The 16467-nt window shown below is 61.1% G+C and carries 13 protein-coding genes and 1 other RNA gene; 3 read left to right on the top strand and 11 right to left on the bottom strand.

Features of this window, described 5'->3' with window-relative positions; translation table 11 throughout:
• Positions 1-18: 18 nt before the first annotated feature.
• Positions 19-1169, bottom strand: a protein-coding gene (locus tag AB5Y51_RS11680) for an IS3 family transposase (protein ID WP_319903933.1) whose coding sequence is annotated in 2 segments (ribosomal slippage) — positions 19-932 and positions 932-1169 — 1152 coding nt in all. Because the reading frame shifts where the segments join, the coding sequence is not laid out codon by codon here.
• A gap of 95 nt (positions 1170-1264) precedes the next feature.
• On the opposite strand from AB5Y51_RS11680, the gene AB5Y51_RS11675 reads away from it, so the two are divergent.
• Positions 1265-2338, top strand: a complete 1074-nt coding sequence (locus tag AB5Y51_RS11675) for a hypothetical protein (RefSeq protein WP_368178484.1) — start codon at positions 1265-1267, stop codon at positions 2336-2338.
• A gap of 411 nt (positions 2339-2749) precedes the next feature.
• On the opposite strand, the gene AB5Y51_RS11670 is transcribed toward AB5Y51_RS11675, so the two are convergent.
• The 10 genes from AB5Y51_RS11670 to AB5Y51_RS11625 all read right to left on the bottom strand — a co-directional run bounded on the left by AB5Y51_RS11670 (position 2750) and on the right by AB5Y51_RS11625 (position 13442).
• Entirely contained in the window at positions 2750-3739 is a 990-nt protein-coding gene (locus AB5Y51_RS11670; RefSeq protein ID WP_368178483.1) for a tyrosine-type recombinase/integrase, read from the bottom strand.
• 212 nt (positions 3740-3951) lie between these two features.
• Positions 3952-4048: signal recognition particle sRNA small type (gene ffs, locus AB5Y51_RS11665), an RNA gene on the bottom strand.
• Between the two features lie 102 nt (positions 4049-4150).
• On the bottom strand, positions 4151-4939 hold the full coding sequence (locus AB5Y51_RS11660; protein ID WP_042014760.1) for a sulfite exporter TauE/SafE family protein: 789 nt from the start codon (positions 4937-4939) through the stop codon (positions 4151-4153).
• A 91-nt stretch (positions 4940-5030) separates the two neighbouring features.
• A complete protein-coding gene (gene arcD / locus AB5Y51_RS11655) occupies positions 5031-6467 on the bottom strand; it encodes an arginine-ornithine antiporter (protein ID WP_052815136.1) in 1437 nt (478 codons plus the stop codon).
• Positions 6468-6832: 365 nt separating this feature from the next.
• Entirely contained in the window at positions 6833-7594 is a 762-nt protein-coding gene (locus tag AB5Y51_RS11650) for an SDR family oxidoreductase (protein ID WP_368178482.1), read from the bottom strand.
• A 71-nt stretch (positions 7595-7665) separates the two neighbouring features.
• Entirely contained in the window at positions 7666-8586 is a 921-nt protein-coding gene (gene mmsB, locus AB5Y51_RS11645; protein WP_368178481.1) for a 3-hydroxyisobutyrate dehydrogenase, read from the bottom strand.
• 27 nt (positions 8587-8613) lie between these two features.
• A complete protein-coding gene (locus AB5Y51_RS11640; RefSeq protein WP_368178480.1) occupies positions 8614-9714 on the bottom strand; it encodes an enoyl-CoA hydratase/isomerase family protein in 1101 nt (366 codons plus the stop codon).
• Between the two features lie 78 nt (positions 9715-9792).
• Positions 9793-10584 carry an enoyl-CoA hydratase gene (locus AB5Y51_RS11635; RefSeq protein ID WP_041215244.1) on the bottom strand — a complete coding sequence of 264 codons (792 nt, stop codon included), beginning with the start codon at positions 10582-10584 and terminating at the stop codon, positions 9793-9795.
• Positions 10585-10702: 118 nt separating this feature from the next.
• A complete protein-coding gene (locus AB5Y51_RS11630; RefSeq protein WP_368178479.1) occupies positions 10703-11860 on the bottom strand; it encodes an acyl-CoA dehydrogenase family protein in 1158 nt (385 codons plus the stop codon).
• A 70-nt stretch (positions 11861-11930) separates the two neighbouring features.
• The gene (locus AB5Y51_RS11625) at positions 11931-13442 is read right to left on the bottom strand and encodes a CoA-acylating methylmalonate-semialdehyde dehydrogenase (RefSeq protein WP_368178478.1); all 1512 of its coding nucleotides are present in this window, start codon (positions 13440-13442) and stop codon (positions 11931-11933) included.
• Between the two features lie 257 nt (positions 13443-13699).
• On the opposite strand from AB5Y51_RS11625, the gene AB5Y51_RS11620 reads away from it, so the two are divergent.
• Both AB5Y51_RS11620 and AB5Y51_RS11615 read left to right on the top strand, forming a co-directional pair.
• Positions 13700-14848, top strand: coding sequence for an isovaleryl-CoA dehydrogenase (locus tag AB5Y51_RS11620; protein ID WP_368178477.1), 1149 nt, complete (start codon positions 13700-13702; stop codon positions 14846-14848).
• Positions 14845-16461, top strand: a complete 1617-nt coding sequence (locus tag AB5Y51_RS11615; protein WP_368178476.1) for a carboxyl transferase domain-containing protein — start codon at positions 14845-14847, stop codon at positions 16459-16461. Before AB5Y51_RS11620 ends, AB5Y51_RS11615 begins: the two co-directional genes overlap by 4 nt.
• Positions 16462-16467 lie beyond the last annotated feature (6 nt).

Genomic DNA, 16467 nt, shown 5'->3' with positions numbered 1-16467 from the left:
TGAATCGCCCCTGGTTTTCTAGACACTTTGTTGCTGAAAAATAAACTGCCTTTCAAACTCTACCGGCGACAGCCCATCATTGGAACCATGACGCCTGATTGGGTTGTAAAACATCTCGATATAATCAAACACATCGCTGCGGGCTTCGTCTCTTGTCGCGTAAATCCTGCGCTTGATCCGCTCCCGTTTGAGCAACTGAAAGAAGCTCTCGGCGACCGCGTTGTCGTGACAGTTACCCCGTCGGCTCATGCTGCAACGCAGGTTGTGGGCCTTCAGAAAGTCCTGCCATTCACCACCGGTAAACTGGCTGCCCTGATCCGAATGCACCAGTACCGGCTGCTTGGGTTTACGCCGCCAGACGGCCATCAATAACGCATCAACCGCCAAGTCTGCCGTCATGCGTGACTTCATCGCCCAGCCGACGATCTGGCGAGAGAACAGGTCGAGCACCACCGCCAGGTACAGCCACCCTTCTTGAGTGCGAATGTAGGTAATGTCAGTCACCCAGGTGATGTTGGGGGCTGGCACCTTAAACTGACGTGCCAGCGTGTTTGGGGCAGCTTGCGTGCTCTTGCCTCCATAATGCCCCTTGCGGCGTTGATAGCCCGTTTGCGAACGCAGTCCCTCCCGCTTCATTAATTTGGCCACACGGTGCTTGCCGCAGGCTTCCCCTGCGTCACGAAGGTCGCGATGGATCTTGCGATAACCGTAGACAGCACCACTTTCCAGCCAGGATTGCTTGACCAATCCGGTCAGTCGTTCGTCCTCCTGCTGTCGTGGCGATGTGGGCTGTTTCAACCACGCGTAGAAGCCACTTCGGTGAACCCCCAGGGTTTGGCACAGGGTAACGACACTGTACCGGTCGAGTCGGGAGGTTATGAACGCGTACCTTTCCTTGACTCGCTGGCAAAGTACGCGGCGGCCTCCTTTAGAATATTGCGCTCCTCGGTGACCTGGCGCAGTTCAGTTTTCAGGCGGCGGATCTCGGCTTGCAAGGCAGACTCTTCTATTTGCTGGTCAGCAGGCTTACCGTACTGCTTGAGCCATGCATACAGGCTGTGGCTGGATACCCCGATGGCACGTGCAACGTCAGCCACCGGCCGCCCGCGCTCGGTGATTTGTTTAACGGCTTCGATTTTGAATGTTTCTGGATAACGCTGACGGGTCATAACACCTCCAATAGTTGCCTCATTTTAAGGCTGTGAGGTGTCTAGGGAACTGGGAGCGATTCAGCGGCATTGGTAAATCTACGCTAACATTCCAAATGGCTAATAGATATGCAGTAGATAATCCAGACGCCACAGTTATTATTATCGATTTAAGCCCTCAATGTGATGTATCTAGAATGATGCTAGGTGGAGGGCATTTAAATGGTGAGCAGAAAATATTAGATTTAATGCAACAAAGAAATAGACCTACAGTCTATAGCTATCTTGATGACTGTATAAATGATTTGCCAGCAGGACAAGGCTGGCCTGACACAGAAGAATTCATTTTAAATCCTAACACTCTAAGATCCCCTGAAGCAGAGCCATTACCAGATAATATTAAGTTAGTATGTGGTGATTTTGATTTAGAACGTATTACATATAGCCTAGATAATTTAAATCAACCACAAGCTAGAGGTGGTAGAGTTCCAACTGGAGCATTCTACTCTGCGTTTCTTTTACCTAGAACCTTTATTCGTAAAATGGTAGAGGATATAGAAGATTTATATGACAACGCTATTATTTTCATCGATACAGACCCATATTACTCTGTAGTAACAACGCATTTAGGGCTGCTTGGTGCTGACAATTTAATATGTGCATATTCACCATCGTCACAAGCTAGCCAATTTGCTGTATACCGTAGCTTAGAGTTTTTATATGCTCCAACATCTAGCCTTACTGCTGATGTTGACTTCCATTTAGCACACTATCCTCAACCTTGGTACGATAGTAAGAATAATGAAATCGAGCTGCCAGAAATTAAAGTTACGTCCTTGGATCTCATTATTAGCAATATGAATACGCCACAAGGTGGCCGAGGCGATCTTCCATATGCCCGTCCACAGCGATTGCATCGACAGGCATTCGATCACGTTGCAGATAGAGTTGCTGAGACACTAGATAATATTGGTGCTAGATTTAATTATGAGCATGACTATATGTGGGACCTAAAGCGACTTGGATTAATTTGTGATTATAATGGTATGGATTTGACTGCAATTGAACTCAGAGCCAGCTATCCTCAGCCGGGTGAAGACGATCCTTATTATGTCAATGCAACTGGCGGAACACCAATTCAATTGGAAGCCTATAAGGCTAGGCTTAAAGATATAACTGATCATTTATAAATTTTAAGGTGTGATGAGTTATTAAAAATATCATCACACCTTTATTAACAACCCTTCACAACTAGAAAACTTGTGGCTTCAATTGTGGAGTAAACTCTGAATTATAAATTTTAATTTTTTGATCTCTGCATAACATCAATCAGATTACCATAGTCATCTTTGGTTCTTAATGGGAATGCTTTTCCTGTATCTACTAAGTGTTGCGTACCTTCACAGTATAGAGTTTTGCATATATCCGAGAAGCTATAAAGATCTTGGGTTTTGACAAAGCGGCTTCAAGTGGCAATCAACTAAGTTATCGATTAAAGTAAACGCACTCCAAACCGTTCAGATAGCAGGACTCAGAGCTATAACTTGAATAAATGGTCATTAAATGACCACTCCGCATGTGCTATAGCGTTTCCTACATCATTAAATATTCCCTAATAATGCCGCTTCGATAACTGCTTGTAGCTTCTCCACTCCTATCCCACCACCGTACCGATCATAACTGATGGCTCCATTGGTATGACCAAGAATGGCCGCCGCATACTGTAGCGGCACACCATGATCCTTTAGCAATGTCGCCACGGTATGCCGCAGGCTGTGGAAATCTTTATCTACCGGACGATGACGGCTGAACCACTGACCCCAGAGATGGCTGTAACCATCTTGCCGATGTGGTAGCTCTGGGAACAACCGCCCCCCTGCCCTACCCTTCACGAACTCGATAAAGCCCGCCGCAATCAGCGATGAATGGATCGGCACAAGGCGGGCACTGTTAGCCGTCTTGAGCTTCTGGTCTGGGCGGCTGTCCCTAATGTTCAGGCACCATACCCCATCGACCTGCTGCACATCATCGGCATAGAGCTGGCAGATCTCGTTTGCCCTGGCTCCGGCATACATCCCGAGCAAAGCTATCCATTTGCGGTAAGCCTGCTGCTGCCGTGCCCACGCGATGAACTGGCGGCGTTCCTCTGCTGTGTACCCACTTCGAGTATTGACCTCCTTGACCCGTTGTAGCTTGAGCCCAGCGAAGTGATTGACGATCCCCTCGTGGTGGTTCGATAACCAGACGAAAAGCAGAGAGAGCTTTTGGAGATACTTGTTGATAGTCGTCGGGCTCTTCCCTGAGTTCAGCAGCTCGTCCTTGAACTTGACCACATCGGCCTTGCTGTATGCGGTGGGAGATCTATCCCCCAGCATCTTGATGAAGTAGCCGATGTAGTTCTTCTGATTGCTGAGTTCTTTGGGCGACCAAGAGACGGCTTTCTCTTTCAGATAGCGGTCACATAGGGCTGATAGGAGGGGTACAAGAGACTGAAGTTCCTGCTCAGATTGCAGGGGTTCAGGATCGTTTTGGAATTGCTTACAGGGGGATGAGATAGCACTAGATCGTACACAGGCAAGCAACTGGGCCACTTTGTTTCGTGCGACTAGTTTGTCTCGAGTTTGCAGAGATTTTTTGATCTCTTTCCGACGACCGCAGGGAAGAGTGGTGACTTTCCGGTAGTACCAGATGCCGTGACGGCTAAGACAAAGATTCACTTAGATCCCCCATAATCATCCACACAAAGTGGATCACCAAGAGAGCTAAATGCTGTAACTTATTGATCTACAGAAACAAGTGGTGGCCCTACCAGCCACATCCCGGCACTCGAGTCCCCCGCCTTGGCTGCTACCTTCCGGTCCTGACCAGGTCGACGGGTTATCAATGCGAGAGGACCAATAGGACCACCGGCGAGGAGAATAGGCAAACTGGCCCCTCAATGCAACGGCTTTCTGCCGCAGCGCGAGCTGTTCGCCTTATTTTTCAACAATCTGGCCAAGGGTTCAGCTAAAGAGCATGAATTTGGCACCCACCAGCAACATGAGCAGGGCAAAGGCCTGCTTGAGCCGCCGGGGTGACATTCTGTGTGCCAGTCTGGCGCCCAGACGGGCAAACTGGGTGCTGGTGAGCACGATGCCAAGCAGGGCCGGCAGATAGATGAATCCGACGCTCCACTCGGGCAGATCGGCGTCTCCCCAACCCGCATAGAGGTAGCTGAGGCTGCCTGCCAGGGCGATGGGCATGCTGCAGGCGGCGGAGGCGGCCACGGCGTTGCGCATGGGCACCGAATTCCAGGTGAGGTAAGGCACGGTCAGCGAGCCGCCACCGATGCCGAACAAGGCCGACATCCAGCCGATGACGGTGCCCGCGATCCCGGTACCAAGGGGGCCCGGCATGTGTCGCTCCGCTTTTGGCCTCAGATTGAGCCCCATCTGCAGGGCCATGGTCCAGGCGAAGCAGCCGATGATGATGTTGAGGGTGCTGGCGCTCAGCAGGTTGGCGGTCATGCCGCCGAGCCAGGCACCGACCAGCATGCCGGCGCCCAGGCGCCGAATCATCCCCCAGTCCACCGCTCCTGCCTCCTGGTGCGCACGCAGGGAGCTGAAACCGGTGAAGATCATGGTGGGCAACGAGGTGCCGAGGGCCAGATGGGTGATGATCTCCGGCGCCACGCCCTGTGCGTGAAAACTCAGGACCAGCACGGGAACGATGATGAGGCCGCCGCCGATACCGAACAGCCCGGCCAGCATGCCCGCGAAGGCGCCCAACACCAGATAGCCCACAAACAGCATAAACATTCCTTCAATAACGAAACAGCGGTCAACTTGACCGCCATTATCCATAAAAAAGAGATGGCATCTTGCCATCTCTTTATTGTGCCGATTAATGCAGGGGAATGGTACCGTCCATCACCTTGTAGAACGCCAGCACGGCGCAGCCGAGCAGGGCTGCCGTCATCCCCTGCTCCAGCCGATTGAGGCTGCGCAGGCCGTGGTGCTGGCGCGCCTTCCAGTAGATGAAGATCCCCGGGCTGTAGAGCAGCGCCACCAGCAAGAGGTACTCCACTCCGGCGGCATAGACCAGCCAGCAGCCATAGACGGTGGCCACCAGGGCCAGCAGCAGGTCGCGCTTGCGCTGATGGGGCTGGCCCGCGTAGGTCTCCCCTTTCAACGCCAGCTTGAGGCCGTAAGCACCGGAGAAGACATAGGGCACCAGGGCAGCCGAGGTGGCGATGTTCACCAACGCCAGATAGGTGCTGTTCTGGAAGTAGATGATGATGAGGAAGATCTGCACCAGGCAGGTGGAGCACCAGAGCGACACCTTGGGGGAGCCGTTCTTGTTCTCCTTGGCGAACCAGGCCGGGAAGACCCCGGTCTTGCCCGCGATGTAGGGCACTTCCGCCGCCAGCACGGTCCAGCTCAGCAGGGCCCCCATCACCGAGATCACCAGGCCGATGTTGATGAGCCAGGCGCCCCAGGGGCCGACCACGGCTTCCAGGATCATGGCGGTGGAGGGGTTCTTGAGGGCCGCCAGTTGCGGCTGGTTCATGACCCCCAGGGAGAACAGGGTCACCATGACGTAGAGCGCCAGGGCGCCGAGCAGCGCCAGCACGGTGGCGCGGCCCACGTCCTTGCGATGGCGGGCACGGGCGGAGACCACCACGGCCCCCTCGATGCCGATGAAGACCCACAGGGTCACCTTCATGGTGGACTTCACTTGATCCATCACGGAGCCGAGCTCGGGACTCCCCTGCCCCCAGAGATCCAGGGTGAAGGTCTCCATGTTGAAAGCGAGCAGGATGGCCACGCAGAAGACGATGAGGGGCACCATCTTGGCGATGGTGGTGACGATGTTCACCAGCGCCGCCACCTGGATGCCGCGCAGCACCAGGGCATGCACCGACCAAATGAGCAGGGAAGCGAGCGCGATGGCGACCGGGGTATTGCCGTCACCGAAGATGACATTGTCCGGCGTGTCGAAGAAGTAGCTCAGCGCACTGAACACCACGATGGCGTAGGAGACGTTGGCCAGCAGCTGGCACAGCCAGTAACCCCAGGCGGCGTTGAAGCCGACGAAATCCCCGAACCCTGCCTTGGCGTAGCTGAAGATGCCGCCATCGAGATCCGGTCGACGCATGGAGAGATTCTGGTAGACCAGGGCGAGGCAGATCATGCCGATCCCCGTGATGGCCCATCCCAGGGCGACGGCCCCGGCACTGGCGTGCGCTGCGATGTTTTGCGGCAGACTGAAAACCCCGGCACCGACCATGGAGCCGATCACCAGCGAAATGAGGGCACCCAGCCCCAGTTTCTTGTCCATCTCAAACCTGTTTTATTAGGCGGCGGCTGAGCATCCGTATTCATACAGCGCGCGACATGGGAGGGGCTAAAAATCCGTACCCCGTGAAAAAGGCGGCAACTATATTGCATGACTATTCCGGCCGCAATCCCTCTTGCCGTCAATCATGAGCCGCCTTGACCGCGCGCAATTTTACAGCACTGACCCGGGGTGCCTGTGAGCTGGTTCAAATTAAGAAAGACCCGTTGATATTTCACGACTTTTCATGATGCCGCCCCGCTTTTCAAAAGCCGGACCTGCATGGCTATGCACCCTTGCACTGAGGCCTTTCCCCTGCAAAAACGCCCCTGCTGGAGGGGCGTCAGAGAGGGTATATGCAGGGGGGACTAGAGCCTCAAGCCGCCGTCCAGCTCGATCATCCGCCCCGACAGATAGTCGTTGGCAAGGATGAACTGCACCGTCTGGGCCAGCTGCGCCGCCTGCCCCAGGGTGCCCACCGGGATGGCCTGTTGCATGCGGGCCATGGCTTCGGGCTTCATCGCCGCCGTCATGTCGGTGGCAAAGACGCCGGGGGCGATGCCCATCACCCGGATGCCGTGACGGGCCAGCTCCTTCCCCCAGGTGACCACCAGAGAGGCCACCCCCGCCTTGCTGGCGGCATAGTTGCTCTGGCCCATGTTGCCGGCGCGGGCGATGGAGGAGATGTTGATGATGACGCCCCCCTCCCCGCCGGTGGCCATCAGCGCCGCCCCCTCGCGCCCGCACAGGAAGGTGCCGGTGAGGTTGACGTCGATGACGCTCTGCCACTGGGCCAGGCTCATCTTCTCCGCCAGTGCCCCCTCCTTCACCTTGATCAGCATGCCGTCGCGCAGGATGCCGGCACAGTTGACGAGACCGTGCAGGGCCCCGAACTGATCCTTGATGGCGGCGAAGGTCGCCTCGACCTCCGGCTCGCTTGCCACGTTGCAGACGAACAGGGCGCAGCGGCCGTCACGGCTGCGCACTTCCGCCTCGGTCACCTCCAGATCGGTGCGGTTGACGTCGATGAGCGCAAGCACGGCCCCCTGCTCCGCCAGACTCAGGGCGATGGCGCGGCCCAGCCCCCTGCCTGCCCCCGTGATAGCAATGACTTTCCGTGTGATATCCATAAATGCTCCTGGTGAGATGGCCGGTGACTGTCGAGTCAAAGACTATCGGGTAAATAGGTAGATAGCGGCCCTTAACCCGGCGCTGTCTTGTCCCGATAGAGCTCGAGGATGCTGGAGAAATCCTTGTTCTCCTGGCCCAGGCTCCCGTGCAGGTTGAAGAGGTTGCGGGCCAGGGCCCCCATGGGCACGGCGCTGTGGGCATGTTCCGCCAACGCCATGGCGAGCCCCAAATCCTTGACCATCAGCCGGGTCATAAAGCCCCCTGTATACCCACGCGACGCCGGCACATTTTCCATCACCCCGGGCCAGGGGTTGTAGCGCTCCAAGCTCCAGTTGTTGCCCGAACTCTTGCCCATGATGGTGGAGAGCACGGCGGGATCCAGCCCCTCCTTGACCCCGAGCGCCAGCGCCTCGGCGGTGCCCGCCATGTGGATGGCGAGCAGCATGTTGTTGCACATCTTGGCGATCTGGCCAGCACCGAGGGCCCCGGCGTGAAACAGGTTCTGCCCCATGCAAGCGAGCACGGGTCTGGCCGCTTCAAAATCCGCTTGTTCGCCGCCGACGATGAAGGTGAGCGTGCCCGCCGCCGCACCGGCCACGCCCCCCGAGACGGGGGCATCGAGAAAACGGATGCCGCTCGCCTGCGCCGCCGCCCCCACCTGACGGGCCGAGGCCACGTCGATGGTGGAGCAGTCGATGACCAGGGCGCCGGGCAACAGGGCCGCCAGCAGATCCTGACCGCCCCGCTCACCGGCACCCTCCCCCAGCCAGAGGCTGCGCACATGCTCCCCCGCCGGCAGCATGCTGATCACCAGCTCGCAGCCGCTCACCGCTTCCCTGGCATTCCCGGCGGCAATGCAGCCAGCCTCAATGGCCCGGCTCAGGCTCTCGGGCACCAGATCAAACACCTGCACCGCGTGCCCCACCCTGGCCAGGTTGGCGGCCATGGGGCCCCCCATGTTGCCAAGCCCGATAAACCCAATCCTTGTCATGGTGTGCTCCTTGTGTGTGATCCCGCGTCAGCGGAGGCGCAAGGGGTTGTCCCCCTCGGGCCAGCGATAGAAGGCATCCAGCCAGGCCTCGCCCGCCTGCGGGGCCTGCCAGCGAGGGCATTTGTCCTTGTCGATGAGCAGAGTCCGCACCCCTTCCACGAAGTCCCCTCTGAGCACGCAATTGACCGAGAGGGTCAGCTCGTCGGCAAACACCTCGGCCAGGGACTGGCGCCGTGCCTGCCAGAACTGGCGCCAGAGAATGGCGCGGCTGATGGGGCTGCCGCGAAGGCAGGTCTCCCGTCCCTGAGCCAGCGCCGGTTCGTCCAGCTCGGCGCCCTCGAGGCGTGCCAGCACCCGGTGCAGGGAGCGGCCGGTCAACAGCGCATCGATGCGGGCCTGGTGGGGCAGCAGTACGGGAGGCGGCAATGCCTGGCCAAGGGATCGCTGCAAACCGGTGAGCAGCGCCTCGATCTGCTCGCCGGGGTCGCCTGCGGACCAGTCGAGGGCGGCAAGGCGCGCCGGCAGCTCGGCCCGCTCGCGGCTCCCCATGGCGTGATCCGCGAGCCCCAGGCCGATGGCGTCCGCCCCGTTGAAGCGGGCACCGGTGAGGCCGAGCCAGAGTCCGAGCCGTCCCGGCATCCGGCTCAAAAACCAGCTGGCCCCCACATCCGGATAGAGGCCGATGGTCACCTCCGGCATGGCGAACAGACTCTTCTCCGTCACCACCCGGAACCCGGCCCCGGCAAAGAGGCCGAGGCCGCCCCCCATGCAGATGCCGTCCGCCACGCAGACAAGGGGCTTGCCGTAGCAGTGGATGTGGTGATCGAGCTGGTACTCCTGCAGGAAGAAGTCGCGGGCATAGCCAAACAGTGCCGACTCGCTCCCCTCCTGCTTGCGGTAATAAAAAGAGCGGATGTCGCCACCGGCGCAGAATGCCTTCTCGCCGGCCCCTTGCAACAACACGCAGACGATGGCCGGATCCTGCTCCCAGCGGGTCAACGCCCCCTGCAACAACTGGATCATCTCAAGGCTCAGGGCGTTGAGGGAGGCGGGGCTGTCCAGAGTCAGCATGCCGATGTGGCGGCCATCCGCCGTGGGGTGGGTCTCGATGCGCACGGGCTCACTCATGGTCGGCCCCCGCAGACCGGGTATCTGCCCCTGCGACATGGCGGGTCGCCATCAATACCTCATTCATCCTTCACTCCCTCACTCTTTCGGCCTGGATTGGTCATAACGCCAGCGCGGGGCCCGCTTCTCCAGGAAGGCCGCCACCCCTTCGCGCTGGTTGGCATCGTCAAACAGGGCAAGAAAGAGGCTGCGCTCGAGCGGCAGCGCCGCGTCCCTGTGGGTGCTTCGCCCCTGATTGATGAGCTGTTTGCAGGCGCGCAGGGCGCTCGGGCTCTGGCGCTCCACCAGCTGGGCCATCTGCTGCGCCGCCTCCCAGGCGTGCCCCTCGGTCACCACCTCCTCCACCAGCCCCATCTCGTAGGCCAGGGTGGCGCTCACCTTCTCGCCGCAGAGGATCATCCGCTTGGCCCAGCCCGGCCCCACCAGCTCGGTGAGGCGCTGGGTGCCGCCGGCGCAGGGCAGCAAGCCCACCGAGGCCTCCGGCAGGCCCAGCTTGGCCTGCTGCTCGGCGATGCGGATGTCGCAGGCCAGCGCGACCTCGAGGCCGCCTCCCATGGCATAGCCGTTGATGGCGGCGATGCTGACCCCGTGAAAGCGAGCCAGCGCCTCGAAGGCGTGACCAAAGGCCTCAGCCACCTCGCGGGCATGCGCCAGGCTGCCGTCGGCGAACATCTTGAGATCGGCGCCGGCGCAGAAGAATTTCTCTCCGGCACCGCGGATCACCAGGGCCACCACGTCGGGGCGACCATCCAGCTCCACCATCATCTGCAAGAAGGCTTTCAGGCTGGCGAGCGTCCAGGTGTTGGCGGGTGGGTGATCGAGGGTGATGTAGGCCACGTGGCCGTGATATTCGAGCCTGATCCTTGTCATTGCGTTGTCCTTGTCAAAAAACCTGCCCCATGATGACAGGGTTGAATGGAGCCAACCTGCACCTGGCTCACAAAGCCTGAGGACGTGCCGACTGCGTCCTCAGAGCAGGCCCCTCCCGCTACTCCAGCGACAGGCCAGGGTCGGCCAGCAGGCGGCGGGCGATGATGAGCCGCATCACTTCATTCGTCCCCTCCAGAATGCGGTGCACCCGGGTGTCGCGCAGATAGCGCTCGAGCGGATACTCGCGGATATAACCATAGCCGCCAAAGAGTTGCAGGGCGTCGTCGCAGATGCGGTGACCCACGTCGGTGGCAAAACGCTTGGCCATGGCGCACCAGGCGCTCTTGTCCGGGCTGCCCCCATCGAGTTTGGCGGCCGCCTGGCGCACCAGCAGGCGGGCGGCGGCGAGCTCGGTGGCCATGTCGGCCAGGCGAAACTGCACGCTCTGGAATTCGCTGATCGGGTGTCCAAATTGCTGGCGCTGCTGCACATGGGCCAGGGCATCGTTGAGAGCCTGCTGGGCTGTGCCCAGCGAACAGCTGGCGATGTTGATGCGCCCCCCATCGAGCGCCTGCATGGCGAACTTGAACCCTTCCCCCTCCTCCCCCAGCCGGAAGCGAGCGGGAATGCGCACGGCATTGAAGTTCACCTCCCGGGTCGGCTGGCTGTTCCAGCCCATCTTTTCCTCCGCCTTGCCGTAGCTCACGCCGGGGGTCTGGGCCGGTACCATGAAGGCAGAGATCCCCTTGGCCCCCTCGCCACCGGTGCGGGCCATCACCACCAGCACGTCGGTGCTGCCGGCGCCCGAGATGAACACCTTGCTGCCGTCGAGAAGGTAATCTTCGCCATCGCGCACGGCGCGGGTCTTGAGGGCCGCAGCGTCGGAGCCCGCCCCCGGCTCGGTGAGGCAGTAGGAGCCCAGCAACTCGCCGCTGGCGAGCCTCGGTACCCACTCCTCGGCCACCTCGGCAAGCAGCCAGCTGCCCAGCATCCAGCTCACCATGTTGTGGATGGTGAGATAGGCGGTGGTGGAGGTGCAGCCCATGGCGAGGCGCTCGAAGATAAGGCTGGCATCGAGCCGGCTCAGGCCCAGGCCGTCATACTGCTCCGGGGTATAGAGGCCGCACAGGCCCAGCGCCGCCGCCTGCTTGATGGTGGGGATGGGGAACTCGTGCTCCCTGTCCCAGCGCGCGGCATGGGGTTTGAGCGCCAGATCGGCGAAGGCGCCGGCCGACTCGACACAGGCCCGTTGGGATTCGGTCAGGGTAAAATCCATCTTGTTCGCTTCCTTTGTACTTGTTCCGTCGATCCGTTGCTACCAATGGGGGCGCCCGGGCAACCTGCCATTAGCGCAGTTGAATGGTCATATTGGGGCCGCTGGGAATGTCTTCATCGAACCAGCGTTCGGTGACCGTCTTGGTCTCGGTGTAAAAACGCACCGCCTGCTTGCCGTAGGCGTGTAGATCCCCGTAGAAGGAGCCGCGCCAGCCGGTAAAGGAGAAGAACGGCAGCGGCACCGGGATGGGTACATTGATCCCCACCTGGCCCACCGCCACCTCATGGCGAAACTTGCGGGCGGCGGCGCCACAGCCGGTGAAGAGGGAGGTGCCGTTGCCGTAGGGGTTGGCGTTGATGAGGGCAAGCGCCTCATCCAGGCTCCCCACCTCGAGACAGGCCAGCACGGGCCCGAAGATCTCCTCCCGGTAGATGCGCATCTCGGGGGTCACGCCGCGAAACAGAGTCGGTCCCACCCAATTGCCCACCGGGTAGCCGGGCACGTCGCAAAAACGGCCGTCCAGCAGGCACTCGGCTCCCTCGGCAATCCCCGCCTCGATAAGCCCCTCCACCCTGACTTTCGCCTCCGGGCTGATGAGGGGGCCATAAGCCGCCTCGGGATCGTGCCAGACGCCGGGTTTCACCTTGGCGAACTCGGCGGCGAGCTCGGGGATCCACTCCCGGGCGCTCCCCACGAACACCGCCACGCTGATGGCCATGCAGCGCTGACCGGCGGCGCCGACTCCGGCTCCCACCAGGTTGCCGAGCACCTGCGCCTTGTTGGCATCCGGCATGATCACCATGTGATTCTTGGCGCCGACAAAACACTGGGCCCGCTTGAGTTGCGACGTGGCGCTGCGATAGACGTGGCCGCCGACCCGGGCCGAGCCCACGAAACTGACTGCCTTGACATCGGGATGGGCCAGCAGCGCATCCACCTGCTCGGCGCCGCCATGCACCACCGACAGAATGCCCCTGGGGGCCCCCGCCTCGGTAAACAGCTCGGCCAGGCGCATGGGGGTGAGAGGATCCTGCTCGGAGGGCTTGAGCACAAAGCCGTTGCCGCAGGCCACCGCCAGCGGGAACATCCAGAGCGGGATCATGGCCGGAAAGTTGAACGGCGTGATGCCGACGCAGACCCCGAGGGGCTGCACCCAGGAGTGGCCATCCACCCGGCGCGCCACGTTGCCCATGGTCTCCCCCAGGGTCTGGCTGGCAATGGCACAGGCCTGCTCCACCACCTCGATGCCCCGCCAGACGTCGCCCTTGGCATCCGCCAGGTTCTTGCCGGTTTCCTGGGCCAGCAGGGTCGCCAGCTCGTCGTGATGCACTTTCAACAGATGCTGGTAGTTGAACATCACCCGAGCCCGCTCGGGGGCCGGCACCTCCCGCCACAGCAGGTAGGCGTCGTGGGCGGTACGTACCGCATGCTCGATCTCGGCCGGGGTAGCCTTAGGCACCCGCGCCAGCAGACTCTGATCCGCCGGGTTGGTCACCTCTATCCACTCGTCGCTTGCGGACGGACACGCCTCGCCACCGATGTAGAGCGGCAGATCCCCGTACTGGGTGTGATGCTGGCTCATGCCCCCCTCCTAGCCCGTTGGCAGGCGATGGCAGGCCACTGCAGGCCGGCCACATCAATCTTGCTGTTGCACATCCTGTTCACTCCTTGCGCTCCTCTGCCCGGGTAGCCCCTTGCGGCGGGCTGCCATCGAATTTACCTTAGACTAACAATCAATTTACGTTTACGCTAACGTAAACTTGAATCACGAATGGACTGACCAGTCATCACCCTGATGGCAGGGGAAATCGGCAGTCCACTGCACCAAGGAGAGCACGGATGCATGCCCTGATGGATGAAACCCTCCAGGCCCTGACCGAACAGGTCGAGGCTTTCTGCCAGAAAGTGATCGCACCGCGCGCCAGCGAGATCGATCAGAGCAACGCTTTCCCCCGGGATCTCTGGCCCCGCATGGGTGAGCTGGGGCTGCACGGCATCACGGTGGCGGAGGAATATGACGGGGTGAACCTCGGCTATCTGGCCCATGTGCTGGTGATGGAGCAGGTGAGCCGCGCCAGCGCCTCGGTCGGCCTCTCCTACGGCGCCCACTCCAACCTCTGCATCAACCAGATCCACCGCCACGGCACCCCTGATCAGAAGGCGAGATACCTGCCTGATCTGGTCAGCGGCAAACACGTGGGGGCGCTGGCCATGAGCGAGCCGGGTGCCGGCTCCGACGTGGTGAGCATGCGCCTCACCGCAGTGCGCGAGGGGGATCACTTCGTGCTGAACGGCAACAAGATGTGGATCACCAATGGGCCCGATGCCAACACCTTCGTCATCTATGCCAAGACCGATGCCGCCGCCGGGCCCAAAGGGATTTCCGCCTTTATCGTCGAGGCGGGGACTCCCGGTTTTTCCACCGCCCAGAAGCTCGACAAGCTCGGCATGCGCGGCTCCAGTACTTGCGAGCTGGTGTTCGACAACTGCCGGGTGCCGCAGGAGAACCTGCTGGGCCCCCTGCACGGCGGGGTCAAGGTGTTGATGAGCGGTCTGGACTACGAGCGGGTGGTGCTGGCGGCCGGCCCCCTTGGCATCATGCAGGCCTGCATGGACGTAGTGCTCCCCTATGTGCGCGAGCGCAAGCAGTTTGGCCAGGCCATCGGCGAGTTTCAGCTGGTGCAGGGCAAGCTCGCCGACATGTATACCCGCCTCGCCAGCAGCCGGGCGCTGGTCTACTCGGTGGCGAGCGCCTGCGATCAGGGCCGCACCAGCCGCAAGGATTGCGCCGCCGCCATCCTGTTTGCCGCCGAGAACGCCACCCAGATGGCCCTCGATGCCATCCAGCTGCTCGGCGGCAACGGCTACATCAACGAATACCCCACAGGCCGCCTGCTGCGGGACGCCAAACTCTACGAAATCGGCGCCGGCACCTCGGAGATCCGCCGCTGGCTCATCGGCCGCGAGCTGATGGGAGATAACACATGAGCAGGATCCACTCCCGTCTCGACACCGCGAGCCCCGACTATGAGGCAAATCGGGCCGCCATGCAGGCCCTGGTCGACGATCTCAATGCCCGCCTGGAGGAGATAGCCTTGGGCGGCGGCGCGGCCAACAACGCCCGCCATCAGGCCCGCGGCAAGCTGCTACCCCGGGAGCGCATCGACCAGCTGCTGGACCCGGGCTCCCCCTTTCTCGAGCTCTCGGCCCTGGCGGGCTGGCAGGTCTATGACGAACCGGTGCCCGCCGCCGGCCTCATCACCGGCATCGGCCGGGTCTCGGGACGCCTGTGCATGCTGGTGGTGAATGACGCCACCGTGAAGGGCGGCACCTACTACCCCCTCACGGTGAAAAAGCACCTGCGTGCCCAGGCCATCGCCGAGCGGCTGCGCCTCCCCTGCCTCTATCTGGTGGATTCCGGCGGCGCCTTCCTGCCCATGCAGGACGAGGTGTTCCCCGACCGGGAGCATTTTGGCCGCATCTTCTACAACCAGGCTCGCATGTCGGCCCAGAGCATCCCCCAGCTGGCGGTGGTGATGGGGCTCTGTACCGCCGGGGGCGCCTATGTGCCCGCCATGGCGGACGAGTCCATCATGGTCAGGGAGCAGGCCACCCTCTTTCTGGCGGGCCCGCCCCTGGTCAAGGCCGCCACCGGTGAGGAGATCAGCGCAGAAGCCTTGGGGGGCGCCGAGGTGCACTGCGTCCACTCCGGGGTGGCGGATCACATGGCCCGGGACGATGCCCATGCCCTGGCCATCGCCCGCACCCTGGTAAGCAACCTGGGGGACAACCAGACGGCGGCGCCACCCGCCCCATCCGCTCCCTCCTATGATGAGCCGCACTACCCCATCGAGGAGCTCTACGGCCTGGTGGGCACCAGTCTCAAGCGCCCCTATGACGCACGAGAATTGATCGCCCGACTGGTGGATGGCTCTGTGTTTGACGAGTTCAAGGCGTTGTTCGGCACTACCTTGGTGACGGGTTTTTCCCGCATTGAGGGCATGCAGGTGGGGATCCTCGCCAACAACGGCGTGCTGCACAGCGACAGCGCCCAGAAGGGAGCCCACTTCATCCAGCTCTGCAACCAGCGGGGGATCCCGCTGCTGTTTCTGCAAAACATCACCGGCTTTATGGTGGGGAGTACGGCGGAGAAAGAGGGGATCGCCAAGCACGGCGCCAAGCTGGTGACCGCCGTGGCCTGCAGCCGGGTGCCCAAGATCACCCTGATCGTCGGCGGCAGCTTCGGTGCCGGCAACTACGGCATGTGCGGGCGCGCCTATGAACCGGATTTTCTCTTCAGCTGGCCCAACAGCCGCATCTCCGTCATGGGGGGCGAGCAGGCGGCCGGGGTGCTGGTGCAGGTGCGCCGGGACAAGCTGGCCGCCGAGGGCAAGACTCTGGGCGAGCCGGAGGCGGCCGCCATTCGCGCCCCGGTGATCGCGCAGTACGAGCGCCAGGGTCACCCCTATTACGCCAGTGCTCGCCTGTGGGATGACGGCGTCATCGACCCGGCCCAGAGCCGCACCGTGCTGGCCCTGGCGCTGGCGGCCTGCCAGGGGGCCGAGCCGGGCCCCCGGCAGTACGGCATCTTCCGGATGTAAGGAGTT

This window comes from Aeromonas sp. R7-1 (assembly GCF_040908115.1).
Classification (GTDB): domain Bacteria; phylum Pseudomonadota; class Gammaproteobacteria; order Enterobacterales; family Aeromonadaceae; genus Aeromonas; species Aeromonas caviae.
The sequence above is the reverse complement of the archived record's forward strand: the minus strand, read 5'-3'. Positions and strand labels throughout refer to the sequence as shown.

Bases quoted from the DNA above. Each gene is read 5' to 3' on its own strand.
- AB5Y51_RS11675 (WP_368178484.1), top strand. From the start codon at position 1,265: ATGGCTAATAGATATGCAGTAGATAATCCAGACGCCACAGTTATTATT.
- AB5Y51_RS11660 (WP_042014760.1), bottom strand. From the start codon at position 4,939: ATGCTGTTTGTGGGCTATCTGGTGTTGGGCGCCTTCGCGGGCATGCTG.
- arcD (WP_052815136.1), bottom strand. From the start codon at position 6,467: ATGGACAAGAAACTGGGGCTGGGTGCCCTCATTTCGCTGGTGATCGGC.
- AB5Y51_RS11650 (WP_368178482.1), bottom strand. From the start codon at position 7,594: ATGGATATCACACGGAAAGTCATTGCTATCACGGGGGCAGGCAGGGGG.
- mmsB (WP_368178481.1), bottom strand. From the start codon at position 8,586: ATGACAAGGATTGGGTTTATCGGGCTTGGCAACATGGGGGGCCCCATG.
- AB5Y51_RS11640 (WP_368178480.1), bottom strand. From the start codon at position 9,714: ATGAGTGAGCCCGTGCGCATCGAGACCCACCCCACGGCGGATGGCCGC.
- AB5Y51_RS11635 (WP_041215244.1), bottom strand. From the start codon at position 10,584: ATGACAAGGATCAGGCTCGAATATCACGGCCACGTGGCCTACATCACC.
- AB5Y51_RS11630 (WP_368178479.1), bottom strand. From the start codon at position 11,860: ATGGATTTTACCCTGACCGAATCCCAACGGGCCTGTGTCGAGTCGGCC.
- AB5Y51_RS11625 (WP_368178478.1), bottom strand. From the start codon at position 13,442: ATGAGCCAGCATCACACCCAGTACGGGGATCTGCCGCTCTACATCGGT.
- AB5Y51_RS11620 (WP_368178477.1), top strand. From the start codon at position 13,700: ATGCATGCCCTGATGGATGAAACCCTCCAGGCCCTGACCGAACAGGTC.
- AB5Y51_RS11615 (WP_368178476.1), top strand. From the start codon at position 14,845: ATGAGCAGGATCCACTCCCGTCTCGACACCGCGAGCCCCGACTATGAG.